Origin of the sequence: Paraburkholderia sp. GAS448 (assembly GCF_050435685.1) — a bacterium.
In the GTDB taxonomy this organism is placed as follows: domain Bacteria; phylum Pseudomonadota; class Gammaproteobacteria; order Burkholderiales; family Burkholderiaceae; genus Paraburkholderia.
Map to the genome: position 1 here is coordinate 269,382 of NZ_JBNDKT010000006.1, position 24,551 is coordinate 293,932.

Sequence of the window (24,551 nt, forward strand, 5' to 3'; positions counted from 1 at the left end):
ATTCAAGACTCAACCGGCAGGCCACGTGAAGCCATCCCCACGTGTTGAGCGCAGGACAAGATGGGTTGCGATTGGTCGCGCTTATGGGCTGTTCTTCGATACGAACGCAGCGCTCATGTCAGCCGCGCCCGTACCAATGATGATGAAGTCGACCTCGTGATCCTGGCGCATCTTCGTAGCGGTATTCACGGCGTATGGCCTGTGTTTCGCGCTCACCCCAGAGACCTGGTTTCAATAGAGCAGCGTGCCGAGGTTGACGCTTCCAGTGCGGTCTCTTGTAGCGAGGACCTTTTCCGTTCCGTCCTTTCTCACCCGCAGCTCGATACGCGAGGACGGCGCGATCAGCCCAGAGAATCGGAAGTCGCCAAAATGATCGGTCCTGGTTGTGCGTTCGCTTCCATCGGAGGAGTCGCGCAGGACAACTTCGGCACCCTCCAGATTGCGCAGTTTACCGCCACCCAGATCCTCGCAGACGTTGCCTGCCACCAGATGGCTGAGCGCGTCGTCCAGATTTTTGTAGAAGACGCGCGGCTTGGTGCCCAACTCGGGGCGAATGACTGACAGCTGCTCTTTCTCGACCATTTCCGCCAATTGGGCGTCTTCGACATTCAACGCACGGATCGCCTTGGTGGGGCAGGCTTGCGCGCAGCGCGGCTCTTTCCAGCCGGCGTCAAGCAGGTGAGCGTCGAAGTTCCAGTTCTGCGGCACCTGTTCCTGTTCGTTCCATTCGATCATGCCGTAAGGGCATGTCCCGACCAGATCGCGCCGGCCATGCGACTTGACCGGGTCGATCACGACGACACCGTCCGGACGTTTGTAGATCGCACCGTCTGAGGCCGCTTTGACGCAGGGCGCGTTGTCACAGTGATTACAGGTCTTCGGGATATAGGTGACATCGACGAGCGAGCCTTCTCCGCGAATGTGACGTTCGATCCGGATCGTTTCCAGGCCTTCCGGCGGATGGGGCGCGGAATAACCCGGAAAGGCATTGCCGGCGTACTCGTCTTTGGTCGCGAGGACGCAGTTTCTGCAATTGATGCAGAGTGAAACGTCAATGACCAGCGCCCAACCGCTCACGCTGCTTTCTCGAGTTTTGAGTCCCATTTTTCCACCTCCACCCAGCAAGTATTAGGCATGATCCCGTCCGCGGTCGGACTCATTTTTCCACCTGGCGTCAGGAGATTGAGACAGCCTCCGCGATCGACCAGGCCCACTGAAGTCTCGATCAGGTCGAGCTCGGCACACGACTCATTGCCGCGCGTCACCCCCGTCTTGACGAGCTGAGAAACGTCCACGGCACAGATGACCGACGCCTGCGCGTTGTGGACCCGAACCAGATCGCCACGCTGTATGCCTCGAGTCTCGGCATCGCGGGGATTCATCCGCAGGACCCAATATCGATATCCGCCGACCTCCATCCGGTGTTCGTCGATCGTGCTGACGTGACTGTTCTTCCCGTCCGCATGCGTATGGAAGCTGTAGACCGGATGGTTGGTCACGAGCTGCAGCGGAAACGGTTGTTTCGCGGCACTGGCTCGGTTTATGTATCGGTTGACGGCCGGTCTTGCTGGATCAATCTGTTCGATGCGACGCAGGCTCGACGGGACGAACTCGAACTTGCCTGACTGCGTCGGCAGCCCGTCGCCGAAGCCGGCCGTATACGTGCCAGGTAGCGGATTCGCTTCCGGCAAATCCTTCAGACGTCCTTGCGCAAACCAGCGCATGTCGACAGGCGGCTGATCGTCGTCTTTCGGCGGCGGCACTACGTGATAGCCTTTTTGCAGGAACTTCTTCCAGGTGGTCTGCTTGGGCAAGTCGGTTGAATTGAACATCCGCTCGCACCAGGCCAATTCGGAGCAACCGCCTTCCGAGTACATCCCGCCGTAACCGAGCCTTGTCATGATATCCAGAAAGATCTGATAGTCCGACTTCGATTCGCCGAGGGGCTCGATGCATTTGTGCTGCATGATCACCATTCGGTGATTGAGCTGGCTCTGTGCATGCTGGATGTAGCCGCCGCAGTTGGCCCATTCGGAGATGTCATCACGTTCGAGCGCGGTGCAGGCGGGCAGAATGATGTCGGCGAACTGGGCCTCGTTCTCCATCCATATCGACTGGTTGACGATGAACTCCAGGGATGGGTGACGATACGCTTCAACAAGCCTGTTCGAACCCGGAGTTGTGCCGAACGATGACGAGCCGTAGCGGTACAACATGTGGATGCGGGAATAACCCGGCCTCGGATACGAGTATTCGGCAAATTGTCCCTCGATCGAGAAGCCGTCCCACGTGTAGCCTTGTGCGCTTCCCTGCACGATGGCTTCGGCAAGTCGTTGCCGGGGGACGGACTGCTTCACCGGGTTGATCGTGATGATGTGTGGCATGCGGCAGTAGTTGTTGGCCGCGCTCGCAGTGTTGTTCAGATCGCCTGAGATTCCGCCCTCGGCGTACCCGGGAAAGTAAAAATTGAGGTCCTGCGGTGCACCGATCTGCAAATTGCCGAAGTTGATCCCCGGTTTCCCCCACCCCTGCATCGCCATCATCATGACGACGCTTCGCGCCCATTGAGCACCCGTCTCGGTGCGGCATGCGCCACCAAAGCCTGCGCCCAGGCCGCCAGCCGCGAGATAAGTCTTCTTTGACGCCCACAACTGCGCCAGACTGCGGACATCCTTGGCGGGCACACCTGTTTCGGCCTCTTGCCACTCCGGCGTCTTCGGTACACCGTCCTCTTTGCCGAGGACGTAAGCGCTCCACTCGTCAAAACCCGTCGTATTCGATGCTACGTATTCCTTATCGTAGCTGCCGCTAACCATCCATTCGTGCATGATGGCGATCGCGAGCGCCGAGTCGGAGCCGGGTTTGATCGGCAGCCATTTCCCGCCAAGGAACTGAGCGGAATGGGTCAGATAGGGATCAATATGCACGAACTCGATGCCGAGTTGTTTGGCCCACAGCCGCCGCTCGGTGCCTTCGAATCCGCCATAAACACCACTTGTCGATTCGGGATCGCTCGACCAGAAGACGATTACCTCGGCATGCTGAAGGCAGTCCTCGGTCGTGCCGTAAAAACTCGGTGTGCCCAGGCGCAGGCTGTTGCCGTAATGATGCATGGCCCCCCAGTACCAGCCTTCCCAACTGATCGGACTCGGCTCGACGCGGGTATGGCCGATCAGGTTGCCAAAGCGCAGCATCGCGCTCAGGTAGTAGTTGATGTTCCCCCACTGGTGGTGTGCTCCCGTGGCCATGGCTATGGCCCCGGGGCCGTAGTCCTTCTTCATGCGGCGGATTTCTCCGGCAACGATATCGAGCGCTTCGTCCCAGCTGATGCGTTCATAGCCCGAGATCCCGCGGTTCTGGGGATTGCGTTCGCCATTGGGGTCAAAGTCGACGCGCTTCATCGGATAGAGGAGGCGCTTTTCGGAGTACACGAGCGATTTGAGGGAGAGCGCGTGCGGGCTGACCGTCGCGCGCCGTGCCGGCGAAAGCCGGCGACCTCTTGCCGTGATACTCCAGCTCGGTCCGTCATCCTCTTCGAGATCAATGGGCGTGGTGCGGACGATCTTGTCGTCCTTGACGAAGACGAACACGGGTCCGCCGTTGGTGAGTGTGACGTAACGCGTGGTTCCGTCCTTCATCGGCATGCCCTTGCGCCACGCCGCCGTCTTCATCGTGTTGACGAGTTGGCCGAACCACACGAGCTTCTGGTCGCTTCCGCCCTGCGTGATCTTGAAGTTCTTGAGCGCATCGATCAGGAACGCATGATCGGTGTTCGGCGCGAGCATCTGGCGTGCGGTTGCCACGTCCATGAAGACAAGCTCGGCGTCGGGTTTGGGATGCACACCCCAGCTCCCCGACACGGTACCGTTTCGGAAATGGAGCTGCCTCGCGAGGCTGTTGTCTCTGAGCCGCAGCTGGATGACTCCACTTCCTGTGGCGAGATGTGCGCGCATGGACGGAAACTTGCGTGCCGCAATACGCAGGACGGTCGGCATGAGCCAGAGGATAAGTACAAGGATTTTTCGCTGCATGAGCATGTCACCCCTGAGCAGAACTGCGCTTTGATTGGATGCAACGACTGCCGGTCAGGCATCGGTCGACCGGCCGGCCATCGGTGCTGGTCAGAGACGTCGTTGCCGATAGGTAAAGATTTGCGTGCGCGGATACGTGTTTGCGGGTCACCCCGTCAAAGCCTGTTTCAGGCGGCCACGGCATCGAGCGGCCTCTCGGTTCGCGGCTATGCCCTGCGAAATTGGCGATCTTTCCCATTTTCGGATCTGCCTGTGTCTCCGTGTTTCCGGAACGAACCGCGACATCGGTCCAGGCTGTTCCGAATTGCGCCCTGACGAGCAAATGCTGCGGAGCAGCGCGACGCAGCGGTCGATCACGTTGTATGATCTTACCTGCAACGGATCATTTTCAGGGCGATGATACCGCAAACAATCAACCTATGTCGAATGATGTTATATAGTATAAATGAAGTCAAGGGCTCATATGGTGAGGGGTGCCCTGACTACCGTTTGTTTGTGGCCCGGAGATCTGCCCGGTCTGCCCATACATAGAGGAATGTGAAATGCCCAAGTCGAATCCCAGCGTCGCCGAGGCAACTTTGGATCGCGAGCCGCCAGGCGAGGCAGCCGCGAAGCTGTCGCCCGAACTATTTGATGAGCGTGGCCGAACTGTGCCGTGGATGGCCAGGACGGTGCGCCGGCTCTATGATGCACTGGGCCAGAAAATTCTCGATAGGGAAAACCTTGCCATTGCGTATTGGTATTACCTCCGCGTACTGGCCGAGCGCGGCGAGTTGAATCAGCTTGAATTGAGCAAGCGAGTGGGGATTGCCTCGACGACCGCAGTGCCGGCACTCGACAACCTGGAAAAGCGCGGGCTGGTGCAAAGGGTCCGGGATCCTAAAGACCGAAGAAAGTACTACGTCAGTCTTAAGGACGAGGGTAGGCGCCTGGTCGACGACATAATGCCGGAGATCGCGGACTTGCACTCGACCTCGCTCGACGGAATTTCGGCGCGGGACATGCGGGTGTTCTGGAAGGTCGCGCACCAGATTGAGAAAAATCTGATTCAGATGTCAAAGGACGATGCGGCCTTGGACTGACGGCTTCGAGCGGATCATTACGTTTACAACGTGCGTCGTCGCCATCCAATTGAAGAGGGAAATAGATCAATGAGCCGCAAGCGCATCGCTTCGAGGGCAGGATTGCCGTGACGAGGAGAGGGCAGGGCGCGACCTGACAGGTTCTGCCGCTTCACTCCGGCTGCCTACGTGTTGCCTTGTATGGGTCGAAGGACGTGGCGACCGTATCGGCATCCGAGGCCAACAACATTCCGATTGCTTGCGGTAACCTGAGAAGTTCACATCCCGGGATTGGTATTTCCCGGGACGCGAGTCAGCTGGCACACCTACCTTTCTTTACCCGAATTTTCAGCAAAACGGACCGACTGCCGCCGCCACTTGAAGCAGCGTCTGCGCTGCCCTCGCGCGCTTCGAGCGGATGACAACATCAAAACACGCTGTCACGAGGGCAGAAGACGGGAGAACCACGAAGTCCGTCGTTATTCCAGCGGCGTGACCGTGTTTTCCACATTCAGCAAGGCCTTACCGTAGACCTCTGCCCCAATGGCCGGGAGCACGATTGCATGACGCGCCGCCGTATTCGAATCGCGCCACCAGCGTGTTCACCGCACCGATGATATCCGGAGCGACAACACCGCTATCGAACATCACTTCCCGATATCCGTTCTCATCCGATTGATGCATAAATGCCCACATGTATCCTCCCCTCGTCGCTGTCTTTTAGTCATACGTACATTCCTCGTCAAATTGAATGCCCTCGGGAGGTACTGTGCCGCACATGCACGTGGCCCGAGATCTGTCCAGGGAATTCCCTGGCGCTCTTGACTTGATTTATTCTATAGCACATCATTCGATATAAATCGATAACTTGTGCGATGGACAACCCCGAAATGTTCAATACGGCTTGGGACATTGCGGCACTGCATAAACGTGCGCCGGCCGCGACGATCGAATACCGGGCCTTCGTGGGTAGACCAAACAAATTTCGATGGAAATGCCAGTGGTGCCAGCGCTGCTGGCATAGGCTGGATATTGGAGCGTTGACTCGGGCGATGACAAGAGCCGATGCGTCTTGATCGAATCACCGGCACGCCCAGTGCAGTGCCATATGGACTTTACTTGCCGACGTCGACCAAGCGAAGTGAGAAGCGGCGGAGGCGGTCTTAGAGAGCGAAGGAGGTGGACAAATGAGTGGCAAGCCGCATGATGCAGGCCCCCCCCTGGTGCAACTCTGGAGCCGTGACGGATTCCAGGGGGCGCTGTCAGTGGTGACCCGGCCGACATACGCGCCTGATTATCTTTCCGTGCAGGGACCGCACGCACCGCGGCGAGCCGTCCTTGACCGCTTGACGCCTGATGATCAGGACGACCCTGAGGCTCTTCCGACCACCGTGGCGACTTCCAGGCTCGGCGTCAAACTGCATGTCTCGGCACGGCGCAAACCGATGCCGTACGTGGTGCGCAATGTCGAAGCGGACGAGATTCATTTCATCCAGTCCGGCACGGTCAGGTTCGAAACGGACGTGGGCTGTCTCGTCGCGACGGAAGGGGACTTCGTCTGCATTCCCCGATCCGTCGCGTATCGATATGCACCGACGGGCGATGCCATGCGAAGCATCATCGTCGAGAGTCCTTCGGCCCTGAAGCTCGCGCCGCCCGCGCCAAGTGGCCTGCTCAACGTTGCGCGGGATCTGAAGTTTGCCGATATCGACTCCACCATGCCGGCCGGCGGCCCGACGCGGCTGCTGCTGAAAACTCTCGACACCGAGAACACGGTCTTCACGATGCCGCACGATCCGCTTGCGCTCGGCGTGCGCTTGTCGGAGTCCGTCCCGGTGTGGAAGCTGAATCTGGCCAATATCCAGGTTCACGCCTACCTGCCTGAGGGCGGTCCGCCCAGCCAGTTTCTGTCATCAGGCACGGGCGACCTTCTGATGTTCAACCTCAGCGCGCGTCCCGGCGGGCGTCCACCGGTTCACATCAACGCCGATTTCGACGAGGTGATCTGCTACGTGCGAGGCCCGGGCGCCTGGGGCGGGTGTACGGAACCCGGCACATTGACCTGTGTGCCAAAGGGGGTCATCCACCACGGGCCGTCGGAGGACGTTCCAGAGGGCTATCAGGCCTGGTTGCTGGAAACACGCGCGACGATGCGATGGACACCGAAGGCCATCGCCGCTTCGGAGCTGATGGAGACGGGCCAATACCGGCCGCATCCCGGTGTGGGCAAATGACCGGCGTGACGTTGCGCGTCGATGTACCTGAGGCGTAACAGCCCAGACGCTCGGACATGCGATGCACCACTGAAGGCATCGCCAGCCGTCTTGAGTGAGTGAAGTTAATCCGTTAAGTCTTTATCCCGCTGTTTCCGGGCCGCATCGAGCGGCCCGGACGATGCGCTGTGGCTAACGCGTTGCCCGGGCGCTACGTCAGCGTGCAGGTCAGGTCGGATGGCGTGCCGCGAGCGGGATTCGGTTCGGGCCGTACCTGGCGATAGGCGGCGGCCTGGATACACATGACTCAATGGTTTCGAGGATGCAATGGAGAAACGTTTTCGAGTGGGTATCGTGGGAGTGAGCACGGAGCGCGGTTGGGGTACGACAGCTCATATTCCTGCGTTGCGTGCGCTGTCCGACGTATTCGAGACCGCCGGCGTGGCAAACACGAGTCTCGCGAGCGCAAAGGCGGCCGCTGCTGCCTTCGGCATTCCGCGCGCGTTCGAGAACGTGGCGGAGCTAGTGGCCTCCCCGGATATCGACGTCGTGGCCGTAACGGTCAAAGTTCCCCACCATCGTGAAGTTGTCACAGCGGCTTTGGAGGCGGGCAAGCATGTCTACTGTGAGTGGCCGCTCGGAAACGGCCTTGCAGAAGCGATCGAGCTTGCAGAGCTCGCCAGGCGGGGCAAGGTACGGGCAGTGGTGGGCACCCAGGCCACCGCGTCGCCCGAGGTCGAACTCGTGCGCAAGATCGTGGCTGACGGCTACGTGGGCGACGTGTTGTCGTCGACCTACCTTGGCAGCGGTCCTACCTGGGGTGACGAAGTCACGCGCGGCGACTCCTATGCTATGGATTCGCGCACGGGCGCAACCATGCTGTCGATCATTGGTGGGCATGCACTGGCTGCCGTCCAAAGTGTGCTCGGCCCCGTCGACGAGGTGGAGGGCGTGCTGTCGCAGCGCCGTAAGACCGTGCGCATTGTCGAGACGGGCGACACGATCCCGATGCAAACACACGATCATGTGATGGTCAATGCCGTTTTGAAGTCGGGAGCACCGTTGTCGCTGGAGCTTCGCGGCGGCCTGCCGCGCGGCACGCGGCTGCTGTGGGAGATCAACGGAACGCTGGGCGATCTGCGCATTACCGCGACGAATGACCAGGTTCCCGTCATCAATATCACGCCATTGCGCGTGGAGGCTGGTCGGAGGGGGGAACAGGGTTATAGCGAGGTTGAGGTAGCGAAGTCGCACTACTTCGATTTCGTGGATACCGGCTTTGCGCGAAATGTGGCAGCCATCTATCGGCAGATGGCCGAGGACCTGGTTCAGGGAACCAACATTGCCCCTGATTTCGAAGACGCGGTAGCCCTTCACAAGGTGATTGATGCCATCGAGAGGTCAGATCAGACACGCAAGCGGGTGCGAATCGACTGATCGGCATCCAGGTCGTGAATTCGTTGAGCGGTCGGTAAAGAATGCTTTGTCTGAACTAACAGTGATCTTCGAAAAGAGGATCGATTTTCTTGTTTGAAAGGGATCGATATGCTTACCAACGCACACACACCTGCATTCGAATACTCATTAGAGGTTTATGAGGCAGTGGATTCGATGGATGAGCAGCGGCTAATGCCCTTCCTGACGGAAGGATGTACGTTTGTCTTTGGCAATCAGGATCCTGTCGTCGGGCGCGCACATATCGCCGAGTATTCGAGGCAGTTCATGACACAAATTGCGGCCATCAATCATCGTTTGCTCGATGTCTGGGGATTCGACGATGTCATCGTCTCGAGAATCGAAGTGACCTATACCCGCAACGACAGATCGACGGTGATCGCGCCGGCCGTGACGATCTGGCGCGTACGTGACAGGCAAATCGATGACTACCGGATCTATGCCGACGTGACGTCGCTATTTGTCCACTAGTGGCAGGAAAACGAACATCTGGATCGCGCTCTCGAAAGAAGCGCGATCATCGTTACGGGTGGTGGTGGCGGTATCGGACGGGCTGCGGCAATCGCTTGCCCTGAAAAGAGGTGGCCTCACCTTGCAATGGCATTGAGCGCATAGCCGCCCTGAACGGAACGATTGCGCGCGACGCGAGATGATGTTCGAGGTCCGGGAGGGGCAGTGCCGCTACGTGGTCGTCAACGTGGCGAACTGCCGGGCATCACATTCATAAGTTGTACACACGATATCGACGACAGTCCGAACACTGTCGCCGTCTCGGTCGTCGCCCCCTCGGCGATCGACAGGCACCGATCCCGCGAGCGTGTCCAGTTACGACTTGCGCATTTCCCCCGATCTGCGCGTCGACCTGCGAGTCACACTGCTGGCGGGCTCGTCCGTCTTTGCATTGCACCACGCTCAAGAAGAACCAGGTGATCACGGATTGCAGCGAAGAAGCGTCACGCAGTCAGTTGCGGCATCGCCATTCGCAGTCGCGGCCGCTTTGAGACGACACCCATGTGACATCCGTGGCCCGTGCGATATGGGTAGGGAGATTCCCCAGGGTTCTTGACTTTGTTAATTCCGAAACACATCATTCTATATAAATCGATCTTGTATTGAATGATCGTACTTGAAGTGATGTGCCCGAGAGCACGGATGGAGTGCTTCGCCAGGTCACACCGCGCCCCTCATTCCGCTGTTTATTTTCGAGCTATCGCATTCCGCTGTCGAGGCTATCAATCCGCATTCCTCCGCGCTTCCTGCCGACAAGCTCAAGGAAGTATTTGCACAGTAATTGTTCGAGACGAATCATGAATGACCAGAAAACGCTGCTGCAGGTCGATGGTGTCACCAAGATCTTCCCCGGTGTCCGGGCGCTGGACAACGTGACGTTCTCGGTGGTCGAGGGCGAGGTACACGGTCTCGTTGGCGAGAACGGGGCGGGCAAGTCCACGCTCATGGCCGTCGCGTCCGGCGCCCTCGTTCCGGAGAAAGGGCGCGTCGTGATCGACGGCACGGAAACGCGAGGCGACACGGAGCAGGCACGCCGGTTGGGGTTGGCTATCGTACGGCAGGAACCGGCGCTCATGCCCGACCTGACCGTAGCGGAAAACCTTTATCTCGGCGTGCCTGCCGAGCAGCGTCCGTCCTTGATGGAGGTTGCGCAATGGGCGCGAGGGCTGCTGAAGCAATGGAGCGACGATGTTGCGATCGATGCGAACGAGCGCGTGGTGAGCCTGGGGCCCGAGCAGCGGTTCATCGTCGAAATCGTCAAGGCGCTTGCTGCAAAGCCCAAGGTTCTGGTCCTCGACGAACCGACCGAGCATCTGTTGACGGAAGACGTCGACCGTCTGTTCGAGCGCATCCGCAAGATAACGGCTTCGGGTTGTTCGGTCGTCTATATCTCGCACCGGATCCGCGAGGTGCAGAGAATTGCGCATCGCCTGACGGTTCTTCGTGACGGTCAGGGCCAGGGCACCTATGAGGCCGCGGGTCTCAGCGAACAGGAAATCGTCGAACTGATCGTTGGCGGTGCGCTCGACCGCGAATTTCCGGCCAAGGGTAACAATGACGGCGCAAGCGTCATTCTCGACGTGACGAAGCTGCGTGGTGCCGGCTTTACCGACATATCGGTTCGGGTCAGGAAAGGCGAGATTGTCGGCCTCGCGGGGATCGACGGCAACGGCCAGCGAGAGTTCATGCGGGCCCTCGCGGGACAGACGCGAAGCCGCGGCAGCGTCACGGTGGCCGACATTCCCGCGAAGCTCCACAACTCGCAGGCTGCCGCCGGTTCGGGCATCCGTTATCTGCCGGGCGACCGTCATCGCGAGGGCATTTTCGGCGAATTGTCGGTGCGCGAAAATTTTTCGATCCGCAGTCTCCCATTCGATTCCATCAAGGGGTGGGTGAGCCAGCGCAGCGAAGCAAGGCGCGCCAGGGACGCCGTGACGCGATTCGCTGTCAAGACGCCGTCCATCGACACGCCTGTTCGTAGCCTGTCGGGCGGTAACCAGCAAAAGCTTGTGCTGGCGAGTGTGCTCGCCAGTCGTCCCAAGGTGCTGCTGGTCGACGAGCCGACCCAGGGTGTGGACATTGGCGCACGGATGGAAATCTACAAGGTGCTTCGCGAGGCCGCAGCTGCAGGCACCGCCGTGATTGTCGTTTCGTCGGATGCGCACGAGGTGGCGGGACTCTGTGACCGCGTGCTCATCTTCTCGCGCGGCCATGTCGTCAAGGAACTGGGCGAGAACGCCGTCAGTGAGAACAACATCACGTCTGCCGTCCTGACCGCAACGACTGAGCGGGAGAAGGGCGCTTCCCGGACCTCCGGGCTCTGGAAGTGGGCTGCTGGGGATTGGGCGCCGCTCGTGATGCTTGCCGTTGCAGTCTGTGCGCTCGGCCTGTATGCGGCGCACGTCAATCCGGCCTACCTTTCTGCGCGAAACTTGAGCGGCATGCTGGCGCTCGTTGCGACACTGGCCATCGTCGCATACGGTCAGCAGATGCTCATGCTGGTCGGCGGGATCGATCTTTCGGTCGGGCCGCTCATGGGGCTGATCGTCGTCATACAGTCGTTCTTCCTGAATGATGGCGCCTCGTTGGGTCATCAGCTCTCTGGATGGGGAATCGTGTTGCTCGTTGCTCTCGCCGTCGGACTCGTGAACTGGATGCTGGTCGGCCCGTTCCGGTTGCATCCGATGGTGGCGACGCTCGCGACGTACATGGCGCTTCAAGCGGTGTCACTGCTCCTGCGCCCGGTTCCGGGTGGCCTGATCGCGGATTCCATTGTGGAGTCGATCGGTGCCCAGATCGGCGTCATGCCCATTGTCGCGATCGTGGCAATCGTGATTGCCGTGGTGCTCGAAATCGCGTTGTTCAAGTCGAGGGCCGGTCTCACGCTGCGCGGCGTGGGCTCCCGCGTCGAAGCGGCGCGCATGTCCGGCGCCCGCCCGCAACTGACGTCGCTCGCCGCGTACATGGGATGTTCGTTCCTTGCGGGCGTCGCTGCCGTGCCCATGATGGCGCAGGTCGGCTCTGGCGACCCCAGCGCCGGCATCACCTACACGCTCGGAAGCGTCGCAGCGGTGGTGATCGGCGGCGCAAGCCTGTTTGGCGGACGCGGTTCCTTCGTCGGTTCGCTGCTGGGTGCGCTCCTCATCATTCAGGTGAATGTCGTCACCTCATTTCTCGATATCGGGGACTCGTGGCAGTCGTACCTCCTTGGCGGAATGATCCTCACGTCAGTCGCGCTCTATTCCAAGAGCAGAGAAATGGTGGTGGCGAAATGAAAAACGCAATGCACAATCAGGCGGAAGTCATGTCAGATTTTCTTGAGCCCTCCAAGTCGAAATCAAAAGCAAAGCCGGCACGGCTACCCGCGGTTGATGAATTCTCATGGATCTGGGTCGGGCTGATCCTGCTCTTCGTGTGCAGTTCCATCGTCGCCCCGGGCACGATGACGCGAGGCTCGATCCTGGCCATGCTTCCTTTCGCCGGCATTCTCGCGATCGTCGCGACGGGCCAAACGCTGGTCATCCAGCAGCGTGGGCTGGACATGTCGGCAATCGGTATGGTTTCGATCGCCGGCATCGTCATGGCCAGAACGGGATTCGCATTCAATTCCATCGTCCTTGCCGTCATTTTTACTGTTTGCGTCGGCGGGATCGTCGGAATCATCAATGGTGCGCTCATTTCCAGGGTCGCGATTACGCCGCTGGTGGCGACGCTTGCCGTCAACGCGCTGCTGATAGGTTGCGCACGCTCGTTGACCGGTAACGTTCCGGTTGACGTCCCGACCGTCATGCAAACCATTTCGCACGCCCAGTTTCTTGGGCTCCCGTCCAACGTCTGGTTCGCCTTCGCGTTCGTGACGACCGCGTGGATCATTACCCGCAAGACCACAGTAGGGCGCAGGTTCGTCGCCGTGGGGGTGAACCCGCGTGCGGCCGAAGCCGCAGGCGTCAACGTGCTGAGGTACAGGATTGGGGCGTACCTTGCCTCCGCCGTTTGCTTTTCCGCGGCGGGCATGCTGCTCGCCGGATTCATCGGAAGCGCGTCGCAGACTTCGGGTAACGACTATCTCCTGCCGGCGATCGCGGCCGTGGTGGTCGGAGGCACGCCCTTCACGGGCGGCAGAGGCAGTGTCGTCGCGAGTGCCGTGGCTGCACTGTTCATGGCGCAGCTCGGTCAGCTCGTGCTGGCGCTTGGCGCAGGCCCCGCTGTTCAGCTTCTCGTTCAGGCCTGCGCAATTCTGCTCGCAACCACCGTCCGCCATCTGCCATCGGCGGTAAGAACGTTTCGCAAAAGCGCATAGTGGAAAGTAGTAGCGGGTGTCTGCGCCATTCTCTTCCGGGCGCCCGTAGTCGCTCGAAAAGCGGGCGTTTCGGGGTTGGGACGTGGGAGCGAGGAGCCGGTTAGCGACCGACCTGCCTCTGCAAGCCGATTGCAGCGACCCGAAAGAGGTCGTCAAGCGATCTTTGGAGACTCTTTTTTAAAGTAAGGATAACGAAATGAGAAAGATAGTTTCTTGCATAGCCCTGATGGCATGCGGCGTCTGCAATAGTTACGCGCAGAGTACCGTGACGCTGTATGGACGAGTCGCCGCTGGGCTTGATTTTGTTACCAACGTTGCGACGCCAGACGGTCAGTCGAAAAACAACTTCAGGTTTGGCAGCAATCAGTATGGATACAGCTGGTTCGGTCTGAAGGGCGATGAGGACCTCGGAGGGGGCCTGCACGCTGTCTTTAAACTCGAAAGTCTTTTCACTTCCGGAACGGGTCAAACGCCACCGAACACGATCTTTACCCGCGACGCGTATGTGGGTTTGGCCGACGATAAATACGGAAGTATCTGGTTCGGGGAGGCCATGAGCCTGACCGACGAAACCGGTTGGTACCTTGACCCGCTGGGGGAGCAGGTGGGAGTAGGTGTTGGCAACTTCGCATTCGGGCGAGCGTGGGGACCGCGATCAAACGTCGTCACATATAATTCACCTACCTGGGCGGGTTTCTCCTTCCGCGTGCAGAACGGATTTGGCAACAAGGCTGGCAACTTCCGCGGCGATCGCCAGTTCAGTGTAAGCGCCCAGTACACACTCACCAACTTCGCCGCGTACGGCGTGTATGAAGAAATCCGCGACGCCAACGGGCGTTTTTCAGACCTGTACGCCGCGTCACGGGAATACATGGCCGGTGTCACCTACCAGTTGGGCCCAGTCAAGCTCTACACGGGCTATCAGCAACTGGTCTCATCCGGACAGGACACGGTCGCCACTGCGTTTAACCCGTTCGCCGCCACACGCAGCCAGCAGGCGTGGCTCGGCGCCTCGTATCAGGCTACCGCTGCCCTCGCTTTTCAGGCCGCCTGGTATTACGGTAACGTCAATCATGGCGGTGGACAGGGCAATCTCGGCGCACTCGCCACCACCTATAACCTCTCAAAGCGGACATTCCTCTACCTGACCGTCGGGGCGATGTTCAACGGCAAGAGTTCCGCGTTCCCGGTTGAAGCGACCGACTCCCCACCGCTGCCGGGCCACAACCAGCAAGGTGGCTACCTGGGCATCATGCACTACTTCTGAGTGCAACTGATGACCTTGACGCGCGACCGGCGGTCAATCGGCGCGACGTTCGCGTGGTCACGATCCGGGGCGCCGACATGGTCTGTCATGTGGCGGCGTCCCCGGTCGATCAATCCACGCGGGTGGCGGTTCACGAACCGCTAACCGACTGCAGTCTCTCCATAAGAAACATGCCGATGGCATCGAGAGCCTGTGCCGAGGCTTTCAACGTTCCGATACTGCCGTGGAATCCGTGCGGCATGCCCAACCAGACGTCAACTCGCGCGTCGACGCCTGCGGCGACCGCACGCTGGACATACAGGCGCGGTCAGTTCCCATACCCAGATCGATTGATCGTCCTGCCGATCATAACCGCTGCTCGCCACTGCAACTGATATGACAGAAAGCGTTGTCCATCCTCTGTATTGATCTTGTCGATCCACTTGGATTTGCGTGTCCCAGTCGCGCCCGCCACCCACTCCTGAAGGTAGTCGAGCGAGAACGTGACGGCTTTGGGATGGGGATTGGTGAAAGAGTCGCGACGCTTCTCCAGGACTATCGCTCGCGTTCGTTCATGAAGACCTGCCGGGCAGGGCACCGGCGAGCTGCGCCATGGTGACGACCGCAGCCTGCTTCGCGATGACAATGTCGAGCAGCATCGCATGCACCTCTGCATCTGGGTCGGCGCAGCACTCGCGGACGACGACCAACCGATAATCCAGATCGCCGGCGTGGCGAACGGTCGACAGCACGACGCCGCTGGTGTGGACACCGGCGAGCACCAGCGTGTCGATGCCGCTGGCGCGCAGCAGTGTCTCCAGGTCGGTGCCAACGAACGGGCTGATGCGGTGCTTGACCACTATCGGTTCCCCCTCTCCTGCCGCTGCGGCCGGATGGATCGCGGCGCCTTCGCTCCCGGCCACCAACATTCCGTTCGCCTTCAGCGCGCTGAAGAGGGGGTTACGGGGGCTGACCTCGGGATGACCCGGCCGGAATGCGACAACGACATGAATCACCATCATGCCCGCGTCTCGTGCCGTGGCGATCAGCTCAGGCACGCACGCGATCGCATCGGCGGACTGCGCAGCCGTCATGAACCTGGTGAGGGTATCGACCTGATAATCCATCACCAGCAGCGCTGCGCTCCGGGGATCAATGTGCGAAAGCTCAGGCATGGGTTTCTCCTTGCAGATGATGGGTCTTCTTACGATGTGCCGCTGACATGATCGCTGAGCATCTTCAGGTTGGGTTTGTTGCAAGGCGTTTCTTAACGACCTGGACCAGCTTGAATCTGGACTCTCCGGTCCGATCATACCAACGCGGATACTTCAATGTGCTATTGAACAAATTTCACTACGATGATGGACGCTCGAAACAGGTAATAACGCCACTGAACGAGCGTTGCGGTTCGTGGCCCTCGGGCGCAAAGCTTTCTGAACTTCGACCGTCGCCAGGCGGCAGTACACGACCCATTGCAAAGTCGAGCCACTGTCGCTATCGATCCGCTGCAAAGGCGGGACAGGTATGCCTCGCCTCAGCGCGCAACGACGAACGATGTGTGCATGCCCATCTCATAGTGCCCCGGCCGGTTGCAAATCAGCACGTAGCGTCCTGGCGCAAGCTTCAATGACAGGCGCCTGGTCGAACCCTGCGCCAGGTCCTCCACCTCGCCCATTTTCTTGAACCGGCTTTCCGTGACCTGGTCTTTGTGGACGGGCAGATGCGCGTCGTCCATGTCTGTTCTCAGCACCACGAACTCATGTTCGGTATTGCCGCTCGCTGCGTTGTTCACCTCGAACGTGACGTGCCCGGCATTCGCTGTGCCGGGATCGAGTTGAATCGCGTTGTCCGTGAGCTTGACATGGATCGTCTCGTCCGCAAGACCGCCCAGCGGCGCAACGCCGAGCGCAACCACCGCCAGCACGAACGCAGTATGGTTTCTGTCGATCATGATGTTTCTCCTCGAAAGGGCCGCGTTGCCGCAAGACGCGTCGAACCACGGCGCCGGATTCGCCGGCCCCGAAGGCTCGTGGATCAACTGTTCTCTCGATGACCGTCGCGCATCAGCAGGCATGGGTAGGGACCCTCGTCATCGTCGTGGCCGCTGGAGACCACTTTTCGCGGCGCACATAGCTTCGCCTTCACGCAACGGCGCAAGCAGGCTTGCACGCATTGCGCGCGTGAATTCATCGCGGATGAAGGACCCGTGCTCGCCAGTGCTGGCGAACCTCGCTGGTAGAACGTGAGTGGGCTTCGAAATATTCCGCCCGATGTCGCGCGGGAAGCCGCTTTCTGGCGCGCGCCGTGCTGGCGAACACAAACGATTCGAGTGGCTTCCCGGTTCACCGATGTGCTACCTGGTTCTCCAACGCGCAACTTTCCCGTCGCGCCGCGTGGCCATCATTCGACGTGACGCAGCTCGCAGCGACGAATCTTTTCGACCTTCGATTTCGGAAGCGCATCGTGGCTATCGCAACAGCATGTTCGTCAAGCGCATTTGCAAGAGGCGCCGTGCTTGCGCAGCCCATCGTGATCTTGTTGAACCAGCCGCTGTCGACCCTGTCGCGCCATACGACCGGGTGGCAAGTGGAATGTTTTTGAAGGACAGCGGGAATATTTGAAGGACAGCGGTCGTTTAGCCTCCTTGGGCGCCAACTCTCGGAGCAATTTCTCACCAGTCAGACTAAGGAGGGTAGTCATGTCGCAGGTCTCTTGGGGTCTCAAAGCGGTGGCCGTGATCGTCCTCGCCGCCGGTTTCACAATCGGGCATGCCGCTGACGATGATGCTTACGTCGTCACGCCATTAGTGTCCAACCTGGCAGGCGGTGCCCCGAAGGTCGACGGGGTACTGCAGAACGCCTGGGGTATTGCCTTTAGTCCGGCAGCAAGTCCATTCTGGATCAACGACAATGCCACAGGCTGCTCCACGCTGTATGACGGCGTGGGGGCAAAGGTGGTGGCGTTGCAGGTCTCCATCCCGCTGCCAGGCAATGTCATACCGGCCAGTGCCTGTCATCCCGTCTTTCCCAACAATCCACCGAATCCCACGCCTGCGGCGCCGACCGGAATCGTGTGGAATCCCTCACCGGCGTTTCTCGTGCCAGGTACCAAAATCCAGGCCGCATTCATCTTCGCGACCGAGGACGGCACGATTTCCGCCTGGGCCGGCGGGTTGAATCCGGCGAACAACGCCGTGATCGCGGTCGATAACTCGTCCTTTCCATCCGCCGCCAGCGGGGCCGTCTACAAGGGTCTCGTCTTCGGCGTAAACGAGAACGGAGGATTCCTGTTTGCGACGAACTTTCGCTCGGGTCACATCGATGTATTCGGGCCAGGCGGCGGTACGAACGACTTGTTTACGCCCGCGACGACGGACGGCGGCTTCACCGACCCGGACATCCCGGTTGGCTACGCGCCGTTTGGTATCGCGAACATCGATGGCGACCTTTTCGTCACCTATGCCCAGCAGAACGGTCAGAAGCACGACGATGTTGCAGGCCGCGGTCATGGATTCGTCGATGTATTCGATACAGACGGCCACCTGCTGCGCCGCTTCGCCAGCCGAGGGGCACTCGACTCGCCCTGGGGAATCACGCGCGCATCGTTTGCATTCGGCCGCTTCAGCGGCAAGATCCTGATTGGCAACTTCGGCGACGGCCGAATCAATGTCTTCAACGATGACGGCACGTTCGTCGATCAGTTGGAGAATCCGTACGGCAATCCGCTGGCTATCGACGGGCTGTGGACTCTGACACTCGGTGGCGGCCGCAACTCGAGCCCGGACACGCTGTACTTCTCGGCAGGTCCTAACAAAGAGACCAATGGACTGTTCGGTACCATCGCTCCATTGAGTGCCTCCAGGGCGCGAGCATCCGCTCAGCAACGGCAATAGCCGGCAGTCGCACGTGGCTCCCTGCGCCACTTCCTGGCGGTGACCTCGTCACCGCCATCAAACCACAAAGCAGACGCCCATTAGCCGCGTCCACCCCCTGGATATCGAACGGCCCATAAAGCAACATTCGTTGTCGTGAATCGAATGCCCTCTTGCGGCACGGAACCGCCGCCTGAGCGTCGGAAGAAACTTCCAGGCTCGGTCGCAGCCGTCACGTGACGGAGACAACAAACATCGATCGACAACCTGATTGAGACCGGCTGACATGCGCCCAACGTTGGCAATCCACTAGACCAACAATTTCATGACGGCATCGATGAGATCGCCCCTCAGATCAGCCGCTCCTGTCATCAGGCCGGTGACGTACGCGCCGTTGATGAGCAGCGCGATCTGAGACGCGGTACGGTCGGGATCACTGGCGCCAAGCCTGGCCACTATGGTCGCGAGCCTTGCCCGCATTTCCTCCTTGTTGTTCCGGGCGATGACCCGGCCAGGATGGTTGTCGTCAGGAAACTCCGTCACCAGGTTCAGGAATGGACAGCCGCGATAGTCGGGGTGCCCGATCCGCTTCGCGATGCCGGATAGCAGCGCGTCCAGCAAGGCGCGCGGATCATCTGCGTGCTGTTCTTCCGTGCGATTCCACCACGCCCAGAACAACCGATCCTGTTCGACAGCGACGGTGGCGATCAAGGCGTCCTTGGATTCAAACAGGCGATAGAGGCTCGTCTTCGACACGCCGGATCGCTCGACGACCGTGTCAACGCCGATGGCGCGGATGCCCTCGCGGTAAAACAATTCGCTTGCCGTCGCGAGGATGCGCTCGCGCGCGCTCACTTCGCCCTTCGGCGGGGCTCCCCGGCGGGGTCGGGCTCTTGCCTCCATCACTGCATGTTCCTCTCATTCCGATTTCTCGCTTGACAAAGTAACAGACCTGTTCGTAATATTCAAGCTACTTACAGGTTAGTCACTTTATGGAGAGTAGCCATGCAGGTGATAGAAGCAGAGACCTTCTCAGGCTGGCGCAGGACATCGTCGATGGCGAAGCCATTGCGCAAGGCTGGGACTGAATCATGAATCAGTTGAGCGAGCGCTATCTGGAAGATTTCGCAGTGGGGCAGATGTTCGGTTCAGGGCGGCTGCGCATCGACAAAGAACGGGTCCTCGCTTTCGCTGCTGAATTCGATCCACAGCCCTTCCACCTCGATGAGGCGGCGGCGCGCGGTTCGATTTTCGGTGGACTGGCCGCCAGCGGCTGGCACACAGCCGCCGTGACGATGCGGCTGCTGACAGAGAGCGAACTGAAGCCGGCCGGCGGCATCATCGGCGCTGGCCTCGACGAGTGCCGCTGGCCCCGGCCGGTGCGTCCCGACGACGAGTTGCGCATCGAGTGCGAGGTGCTCGAGGTGCGCCCGTCAAAGTCCCGTCCGGAGCAGGGCCTGATCAAACTCCGAACGACCACCCTGAACCAGGACGGCGAGGCCGTGCTGGTGCACGTCGTGAACCTCGTCGTGCTGCGCCGGAATCAACATTCGCGTTGATACCGCGAAGCGGGACGAATCTGGCGTGAACGAGCCAGGGAAGTGTCGCATTCGAAACCAGCTTCTCGTGTTCGCGGCAACGAATCCGACCGTGTCGCCACAAGCGACAACCGCCTTGGGATAGGGGTGAATATGGACATCGGTTTCATCGGTTTAGGTGTCATGGGACAGCCCATGGCGCCCGTCTCGGGCTCGCGCAAGCCCGCCGAGGCTGGCCAGCTCGTGGCGATGCTGGCGGGCGAAGACGCGGCCGTCGAAAGCGTGCGCCCTCTGCTCGAGCCAATGTGCCATCAGACGATTGTGTGCGGCCCGGTTCCGAGCGGGCTTCTCATGAAGCTCGCGGTGAACCTGTTTCTGATGACCACGGTCACCGGCCTTGCGGAAGCGGCGCATTTTGCCGAGCGGCATGGTCTGGACATGCAGCAGTTCCGCGCCATCGTGGACGCCGGTCAGATGGCGAGCGACATCTCACGCGTGAAAATGCTCAAGCTGGTGATGCGTGACTTCGATGTCCAGGGGTCGATCACCAATGTGCTGAAGGTCAATCGATTGATTGCGGAAGCGGCCAGGGAAGCCGGGGTCGCGTCGCCGCTATTGGATGTCTGCCATGCGCTATTCGGTGAGACGCTGGCGTTGGGGCACGGACAGTCCGACATCGCAGCCGTCGTCCAGGCACTCGAGGCAAGAACCGATTCCGGCAAATGAGGTCAATGGAGCAATCGCTATGGATAAGTTGCAGGGAAAGGTGGCCGTCATCACTGGCGGCTCGTCGGGGATAGGCTTCGCCGCGGCGAAGCTCTTCGTCGCCGAGGGCGCCTACGTCTTCATCACCGGCCGTCGCCAGAAGGAGCTCGATGAAGCCGTGAGGGCCATCGGAGACAATGTGACCGGCATCCAGGGAGACGTCGCCAATCTGGCTGATCTTGATCGTCTCTATGAGAACGTCAACGCGACAGGGCGAAGAATCGACATCGTCTTCGCCAACGCCGGCATCGCTGAGTTCGCCGCCTTGGGCAACATCACTGAAGCCCATTTCGACAAACTGTTCAGTACCAACGTGAAGGGAATGCTCTTCACCGTCCAAAAGGCACTGCCGCTCTTGAATGATGGCGGGTCGATCATTCTCACGGGTTCCGTCGCGAGCGCCAAAGGGACACCCGCCTTCTGGGTATACGGCGCGACCAAAGCGGCTATCCGCAATTTCGTGCGAGGATGGACCGTGGAGCTGAAGGACCGTCGCATCCGTTCAAACGTCCTTAGCCCGGGCCCCATCGATACACCGGCCATTGATCAGCAGCCTCCAGACGCGATAGCGAGAATCTTGTCTACCATCCCGATGGGACGCATGGGGGAAGCCGACGAAGTTGCCAAAGCTGCCCTGTTTCTCGCTTCGGATGACTCGAGTTTCGTCACGGGCATCGAACTCTTCGTGGATGGCGGCAGAGCGCAGATATGAGCGTCGATTGATTCGTTTGGCTGACATTCCGCAACCCGATGCCGTGTAAGGCATGCCCGGGCGCTGTACCTGCCTGGGCGTCCATCAAAGAGGAGTTTCATCATGAAAGGTGTTGTGCTCACCGCATATGGCGACCCGGCAACGGGACTTGAATTCCGTGAATTGCCAGAACCCGCCAGTCCGGGCGCGGGCCAGGTGCTGGTCGGGGTCGAGTACGCCCCAGTCAACTTCAGCGACATTCTCGTCGCGCGGGGCTTGTATCCGCTGCATCCCGAGTTGCCATCGGTGATCGGCAACGAGGGTGCGGGGCGTGTGCTGGAGATTGGTGCCGGAGTCAGCAACGTCAGGGTCGGCGATCGCGTGACTCTTCCGATGGGCAGCTTTACCTGGCGCGAGCGGATGGTCGTCAACGCGGACGGCCTGGTCGCGCTTCCTGCCGGTGCTGACCCTCGGCAGTTGGCAATGCTTACCATCAACCCGCCCACCGCGCATCTGCTGCTCGAGACGTACGTACAGTTACAGTCGGATGACTGGATTGTAATCAACGCAGCCAACTCGGCCATAGCACGCTGGATAATCAGTTTCGCCAGGCGAAAAGGTGTCAGGACGCTCGGACTGGTGCGCCGGGCCGAGGCAATGAGTGCCGCGCGAGAAGCGGGATGCGAGCTGGTCTTGCTGGACGACGATAACGCGCCCGCAAAGATCGCCGGGGCGCTGGGCGAAAAGCGCCTGCAGCTTGCGCTGGATGCTGTCAGCGGCGAGGCAACCAGCCGCCTGGCCAGGCTGCTGGGGCCTCGCGGTACCCTCGTGTCGTACGCTGCCGAGAGCTTTGCGACGATGACGATTAGCCCGTTCGATGTCATCTTCAATGACTTGACCGTTCGTGGCTTTTCTCTCGGTAATCCGGACTTTGCTGCACAGATTCCCGGCGCAATCATGCAGGCGGCAGAGATGGTGGCCTCGGGCGAAGTCGCGATTCCAGTGGCCGAAACATATCGGCTTGAGGAAATCGGCGCCGCAATCTCCCATCAGGCACGAGGAGGAAAAGTTCTTCTGAAAGTTGGGGACCAGGTGCAGCGTGCGAGGCCCTGACCGCTACCGAAAGACCGAACGTGTTGATGTCGCCTTAGCCCCTCACGAACACGGCGCCGTTGTACATCGTCGGGTCGATCGGCTCGCCTGGATTCGACGCGGAAATGTGAACATACCCTGTCAAATCTGCGCTCTGCGTGCTCTCGTCGTTTTGATGATCGGCCACAGAGAGGGGGACAGTCTAACGCCGTCGCATTTGGCCGGCCTCTCCACCGGACCCGCGCATGCCGCCGAAGCCGCGCTGCATCCCACCGACTCCGTGTATGCCTCCTGGGGGAAATGGTGCGCGGCGGAAGCCCGTCACGACGTGAACACTGAAATGGTTGTGATCGAGTTGACGGAATTTATTAAAGCGGTGAAAGCGGTGGAAATTGTCGACAAAAATGAAGCTCATGCCAGAGCTGATAAACAGCGGTGGTCCCCACCACCACGGATCAGAGTACGGGTAAGTCGCTACCGGATACCACATCACGTTGCCATCTGGGCTCTGCACGAACTGCCATGTCCCGTCAGGCTGCAGGCACGCACGTCCGACGACCTGCTGTGCCGTGCCGTCGATTTCCGCCTGCCCCACCACCGCGCGGCAATTGCCATAGTTGCCCGGCACATCTGAATCATCATATGTTTGCGCGAGGGCAGGCGCAGAAGCGCCTAGACAGAAGAGCAACGTCCCGATCCGAAATAACCTGTTCATGATGGGGTTCCGCGTGGATCCCCGACGTTTCGACGCGCGGCGTCACCGGCGTCGCCCAGCACATCGGTGTGCTTGCGCAACTTCGCGCCCCGGCGGGACAAGGCTTCCCGCCGGGGACATGGTTGCCTGCTGGTTAAACGACCGGATGCGCCGGTTTATTCCAGGGCCATATGTCGCGACGTCGCATCCCGCCGTCGTGCGAACCGACCGGCGGTCAATTGTCGAAACGGCACTGTGCATCATCAGCCTGTCATCTTGCCGCCTTAAGATGTTTTCCCCGTGCCCCTGGTCGCGGCCTCATTGTTACTGGGAGACGAACATGCTAAGTCCACACGAATTTGCCACCCTCATGCTGGTCCGCAGTGCACCGGACCAGATCGATATGAATCGCACCGAAGTCGACACGCTGCTGGAGCGCCAGCTCCTTCTGCTGGAGCAGATCGCTGGAGGGCATCAACGGCCTTCGCTGACACCAAGCGGCCACTCGTTACTGGAAGCCGCCAGCCGTCTCCCACGGGCGCATTCGCGATCACTGGCGGATTGTGAGTGGGGCGGCGACGAACCGTTTTAATTGCAAGACGTACGCCACAAGGTGGGTCCGGGTCCGGCGTCGGCCTGGCCATGGCGACAGAGACGCATTTAAATACGTAGCGCAGCCGGGAAGGGCCGGTGCACCCCGTGAACACCTGCATCGTCTGGGAGATTAACGGGACTGATCCCGTACGTCCGAAATTAAAAAACCGGGACCCATCTGGCTTAGCTCCAATCCCGCACCAAACGAGTCAACGATTCATGTGTACCGTGGTGGTGGCGTCCATCACGCCGAAAATGAATGGCAAAGGTTTCAAAGTGGACGGGGTTCGTTCGTTCTCTATAGATGGGGGCACCACGCGGTTTTCGGCTGGTGGCTGCTTGCATTGCATACGACCCTTTGCAGGGGCCGACATGCCCGGGGGCCGGGATGGCGTTCGACGCATGCCAGACGCTGCTCACGTGCGTTGACCCGGCGTGGGCTCGGCAAGCAGTGGCCGGACTTGATTAACCTGGCGGTCCGGTCGAACAG

Annotated in this window: 18 protein-coding genes and 1 pseudogene; 13 read left to right on the forward strand and 6 right to left on the reverse strand. The window is 60.1% G+C overall.

The window, feature by feature from the left end; all coding sequences use genetic code 11:
• Positions 1 to 231: 231 nt before the first annotated feature.
• Both P3T23_RS14745 and P3T23_RS14750 read right to left on the reverse strand, forming a co-directional pair.
• The gene (locus P3T23_RS14745; protein ID WP_429316902.1) at positions 232 to 1,104 is read right to left on the reverse strand and encodes a 4Fe-4S dicluster domain-containing protein; all 873 of its coding nucleotides are present in this window, start codon (positions 1,102 to 1,104) and stop codon (positions 232 to 234) included.
• On the reverse strand, positions 1,074 to 4,031 hold the full coding sequence (locus P3T23_RS14750; RefSeq protein WP_429316903.1) for a molybdopterin-dependent oxidoreductase: 2,958 nt from the start codon (positions 4,029 to 4,031) through the stop codon (positions 1,074 to 1,076). The genes P3T23_RS14745 and P3T23_RS14750 overlap by 31 nt, the downstream gene beginning before the upstream one ends.
• A gap of 542 nt (positions 4,032 to 4,573) precedes the next feature.
• Here P3T23_RS14750 and P3T23_RS14755 point away from each other — a divergent pair.
• From P3T23_RS14755 to P3T23_RS14785, 7 genes are all read left to right on the forward strand, one after another.
• Complete coding sequence (locus P3T23_RS14755) at positions 4,574 to 5,113, forward strand: MarR family winged helix-turn-helix transcriptional regulator (RefSeq protein ID WP_429316904.1); 540 nt, start codon at positions 4,574 to 4,576, stop codon at positions 5,111 to 5,113.
• A gap of 1,166 nt (positions 5,114 to 6,279) precedes the next feature.
• Positions 6,280 to 7,326 carry a cupin domain-containing protein gene (locus P3T23_RS14760; protein ID WP_429316905.1) on the forward strand — a complete coding sequence of 349 codons (1,047 nt, stop codon included), beginning with the start codon at positions 6,280 to 6,282 and terminating at the stop codon, positions 7,324 to 7,326.
• Positions 7,327 to 7,632: 306 nt separating this feature from the next.
• Positions 7,633 to 8,742, forward strand: coding sequence for a Gfo/Idh/MocA family protein (locus P3T23_RS14765; RefSeq protein ID WP_429316906.1), 1,110 nt, complete (start codon positions 7,633 to 7,635; stop codon positions 8,740 to 8,742).
• Between the two features lie 93 nt (positions 8,743 to 8,835).
• On the forward strand, positions 8,836 to 9,231 hold the full coding sequence (locus tag P3T23_RS14770) for a nuclear transport factor 2 family protein (RefSeq protein ID WP_429316907.1): 396 nt from the start codon (positions 8,836 to 8,838) through the stop codon (positions 9,229 to 9,231).
• Between the two features lie 836 nt (positions 9,232 to 10,067).
• On the forward strand, positions 10,068 to 12,545 hold the full coding sequence (locus tag P3T23_RS14775; protein ID WP_429316908.1) for an ATP-binding cassette domain-containing protein: 2,478 nt from the start codon (positions 10,068 to 10,070) through the stop codon (positions 12,543 to 12,545).
• Between the two features lie 29 nt (positions 12,546 to 12,574).
• Positions 12,575 to 13,570, forward strand: a complete 996-nt coding sequence (locus tag P3T23_RS14780; RefSeq protein ID WP_429316909.1) for an ABC transporter permease — start codon at positions 12,575 to 12,577, stop codon at positions 13,568 to 13,570.
• Between the two features lie 226 nt (positions 13,571 to 13,796).
• Entirely contained in the window at positions 13,797 to 14,837 is a 1,041-nt protein-coding gene (locus tag P3T23_RS14785) for a porin (RefSeq protein ID WP_429316910.1), read from the forward strand.
• Between the two features lie 551 nt (positions 14,838 to 15,388).
• On the opposite strand, the gene P3T23_RS14790 is transcribed toward P3T23_RS14785, so the two are convergent.
• Positions 15,389 to 15,991 carry a cysteine hydrolase family protein gene (locus P3T23_RS14790; protein WP_429316911.1) on the reverse strand — a complete coding sequence of 201 codons (603 nt, stop codon included), beginning with the start codon at positions 15,989 to 15,991 and terminating at the stop codon, positions 15,389 to 15,391.
• Between the two features lie 359 nt (positions 15,992 to 16,350).
• Positions 16,351 to 16,767 (reverse strand): hypothetical protein, encoded by a 417-nt coding sequence (locus P3T23_RS14795; RefSeq protein ID WP_429316912.1) that lies wholly within the window; start codon positions 16,765 to 16,767, stop codon positions 16,351 to 16,353.
• Positions 16,768 to 17,514: 747 nt separating this feature from the next.
• Between P3T23_RS14795 and P3T23_RS14800 the strand changes: the two genes are divergently transcribed.
• A complete protein-coding gene (locus P3T23_RS14800; protein WP_429316913.1) occupies positions 17,515 to 18,708 on the forward strand; it encodes a TIGR03118 family protein in 1,194 nt (397 codons plus the stop codon).
• A gap of 288 nt (positions 18,709 to 18,996) precedes the next feature.
• Here the strand turns inward: P3T23_RS14800 and P3T23_RS14805 are convergent, their stop codons facing one another.
• The gene (locus P3T23_RS14805) at positions 18,997 to 19,542 is read right to left on the reverse strand and encodes a TetR/AcrR family transcriptional regulator (protein WP_429316914.1); all 546 of its coding nucleotides are present in this window, start codon (positions 19,540 to 19,542) and stop codon (positions 18,997 to 18,999) included.
• Positions 19,543 to 19,787: 245 nt separating this feature from the next.
• On the opposite strand from P3T23_RS14805, the gene P3T23_RS14810 reads away from it, so the two are divergent.
• From P3T23_RS14810 to P3T23_RS14825, 4 genes and pseudogenes are all read left to right on the forward strand, one after another.
• Positions 19,788 to 20,246 (forward strand): MaoC family dehydratase, encoded by a 459-nt coding sequence (locus P3T23_RS14810; RefSeq protein ID WP_429316915.1) that lies wholly within the window; start codon positions 19,788 to 19,790, stop codon positions 20,244 to 20,246.
• A gap of 177 nt (positions 20,247 to 20,423) precedes the next feature.
• Positions 20,424 to 20,951 (forward strand): annotated as a pseudogene (locus P3T23_RS14815) (NAD(P)-dependent oxidoreductase); the annotation flags it as partial.
• A 19-nt stretch (positions 20,952 to 20,970) separates the two neighbouring features.
• Entirely contained in the window at positions 20,971 to 21,702 is a 732-nt protein-coding gene (locus tag P3T23_RS14820; RefSeq protein ID WP_429316916.1) for an SDR family NAD(P)-dependent oxidoreductase, read from the forward strand.
• 195 nt (positions 21,703 to 21,897) lie between these two features.
• Positions 21,898 to 22,794 carry a zinc-dependent alcohol dehydrogenase family protein gene (locus P3T23_RS14825; protein WP_429316917.1) on the forward strand — a complete coding sequence of 299 codons (897 nt, stop codon included), beginning with the start codon at positions 21,898 to 21,900 and terminating at the stop codon, positions 22,792 to 22,794.
• Positions 22,795 to 22,975: 181 nt separating this feature from the next.
• On the opposite strand, the gene P3T23_RS14830 is transcribed toward P3T23_RS14825, so the two are convergent.
• A complete protein-coding gene (locus tag P3T23_RS14830) occupies positions 22,976 to 23,401 on the reverse strand; it encodes a hypothetical protein (RefSeq protein WP_429316918.1) in 426 nt (141 codons plus the stop codon).
• A 406-nt stretch (positions 23,402 to 23,807) separates the two neighbouring features.
• Between P3T23_RS14830 and P3T23_RS14835 the strand changes: the two genes are divergently transcribed.
• Positions 23,808 to 24,059 carry a hypothetical protein gene (locus P3T23_RS14835; RefSeq protein WP_429316919.1) on the forward strand — a complete coding sequence of 84 codons (252 nt, stop codon included), beginning with the start codon at positions 23,808 to 23,810 and terminating at the stop codon, positions 24,057 to 24,059.
• Positions 24,060 to 24,551 lie beyond the last annotated feature (492 nt).

Excerpts from the sequence above, each read along its gene's own strand:
- P3T23_RS14745 (WP_429316902.1), bottom strand. The coding sequence starts at position 1,104 with ATGGGACTCAAAACTCGAGAAAGCAGCGTGAGCGGTTGGGCGCTGGTC.
- P3T23_RS14750 (WP_429316903.1), bottom strand. The coding sequence starts at position 4,031 with ATGCAGCGAAAAATCCTTGTACTTATCCTCTGGCTCATGCCGACCGTC.
- P3T23_RS14755 (WP_429316904.1), top strand. The coding sequence starts at position 4,574 with ATGCCCAAGTCGAATCCCAGCGTCGCCGAGGCAACTTTGGATCGCGAG.
- P3T23_RS14760 (WP_429316905.1), top strand. The coding sequence starts at position 6,280 with ATGAGTGGCAAGCCGCATGATGCAGGCCCCCCCCTGGTGCAACTCTGG.
- P3T23_RS14765 (WP_429316906.1), top strand. The coding sequence starts at position 7,633 with ATGGAGAAACGTTTTCGAGTGGGTATCGTGGGAGTGAGCACGGAGCGC.
- P3T23_RS14775 (WP_429316908.1), top strand. The coding sequence starts at position 10,068 with ATGAATGACCAGAAAACGCTGCTGCAGGTCGATGGTGTCACCAAGATC.
- P3T23_RS14780 (WP_429316909.1), top strand. The coding sequence starts at position 12,575 with ATGTCAGATTTTCTTGAGCCCTCCAAGTCGAAATCAAAAGCAAAGCCG.
- P3T23_RS14785 (WP_429316910.1), top strand. The coding sequence starts at position 13,797 with ATGGCATGCGGCGTCTGCAATAGTTACGCGCAGAGTACCGTGACGCTG.
- P3T23_RS14790 (WP_429316911.1), bottom strand. The coding sequence starts at position 15,991 with ATGCCTGAGCTTTCGCACATTGATCCCCGGAGCGCAGCGCTGCTGGTG.
- P3T23_RS14795 (WP_429316912.1), bottom strand. The coding sequence starts at position 16,767 with ATGATCGACAGAAACCATACTGCGTTCGTGCTGGCGGTGGTTGCGCTC.
- P3T23_RS14800 (WP_429316913.1), top strand. The coding sequence starts at position 17,515 with ATGTCGCAGGTCTCTTGGGGTCTCAAAGCGGTGGCCGTGATCGTCCTC.
- P3T23_RS14820 (WP_429316916.1), top strand. The coding sequence starts at position 20,971 with ATGGATAAGTTGCAGGGAAAGGTGGCCGTCATCACTGGCGGCTCGTCG.
- P3T23_RS14835 (WP_429316919.1), top strand. The coding sequence starts at position 23,808 with ATGCTAAGTCCACACGAATTTGCCACCCTCATGCTGGTCCGCAGTGCA.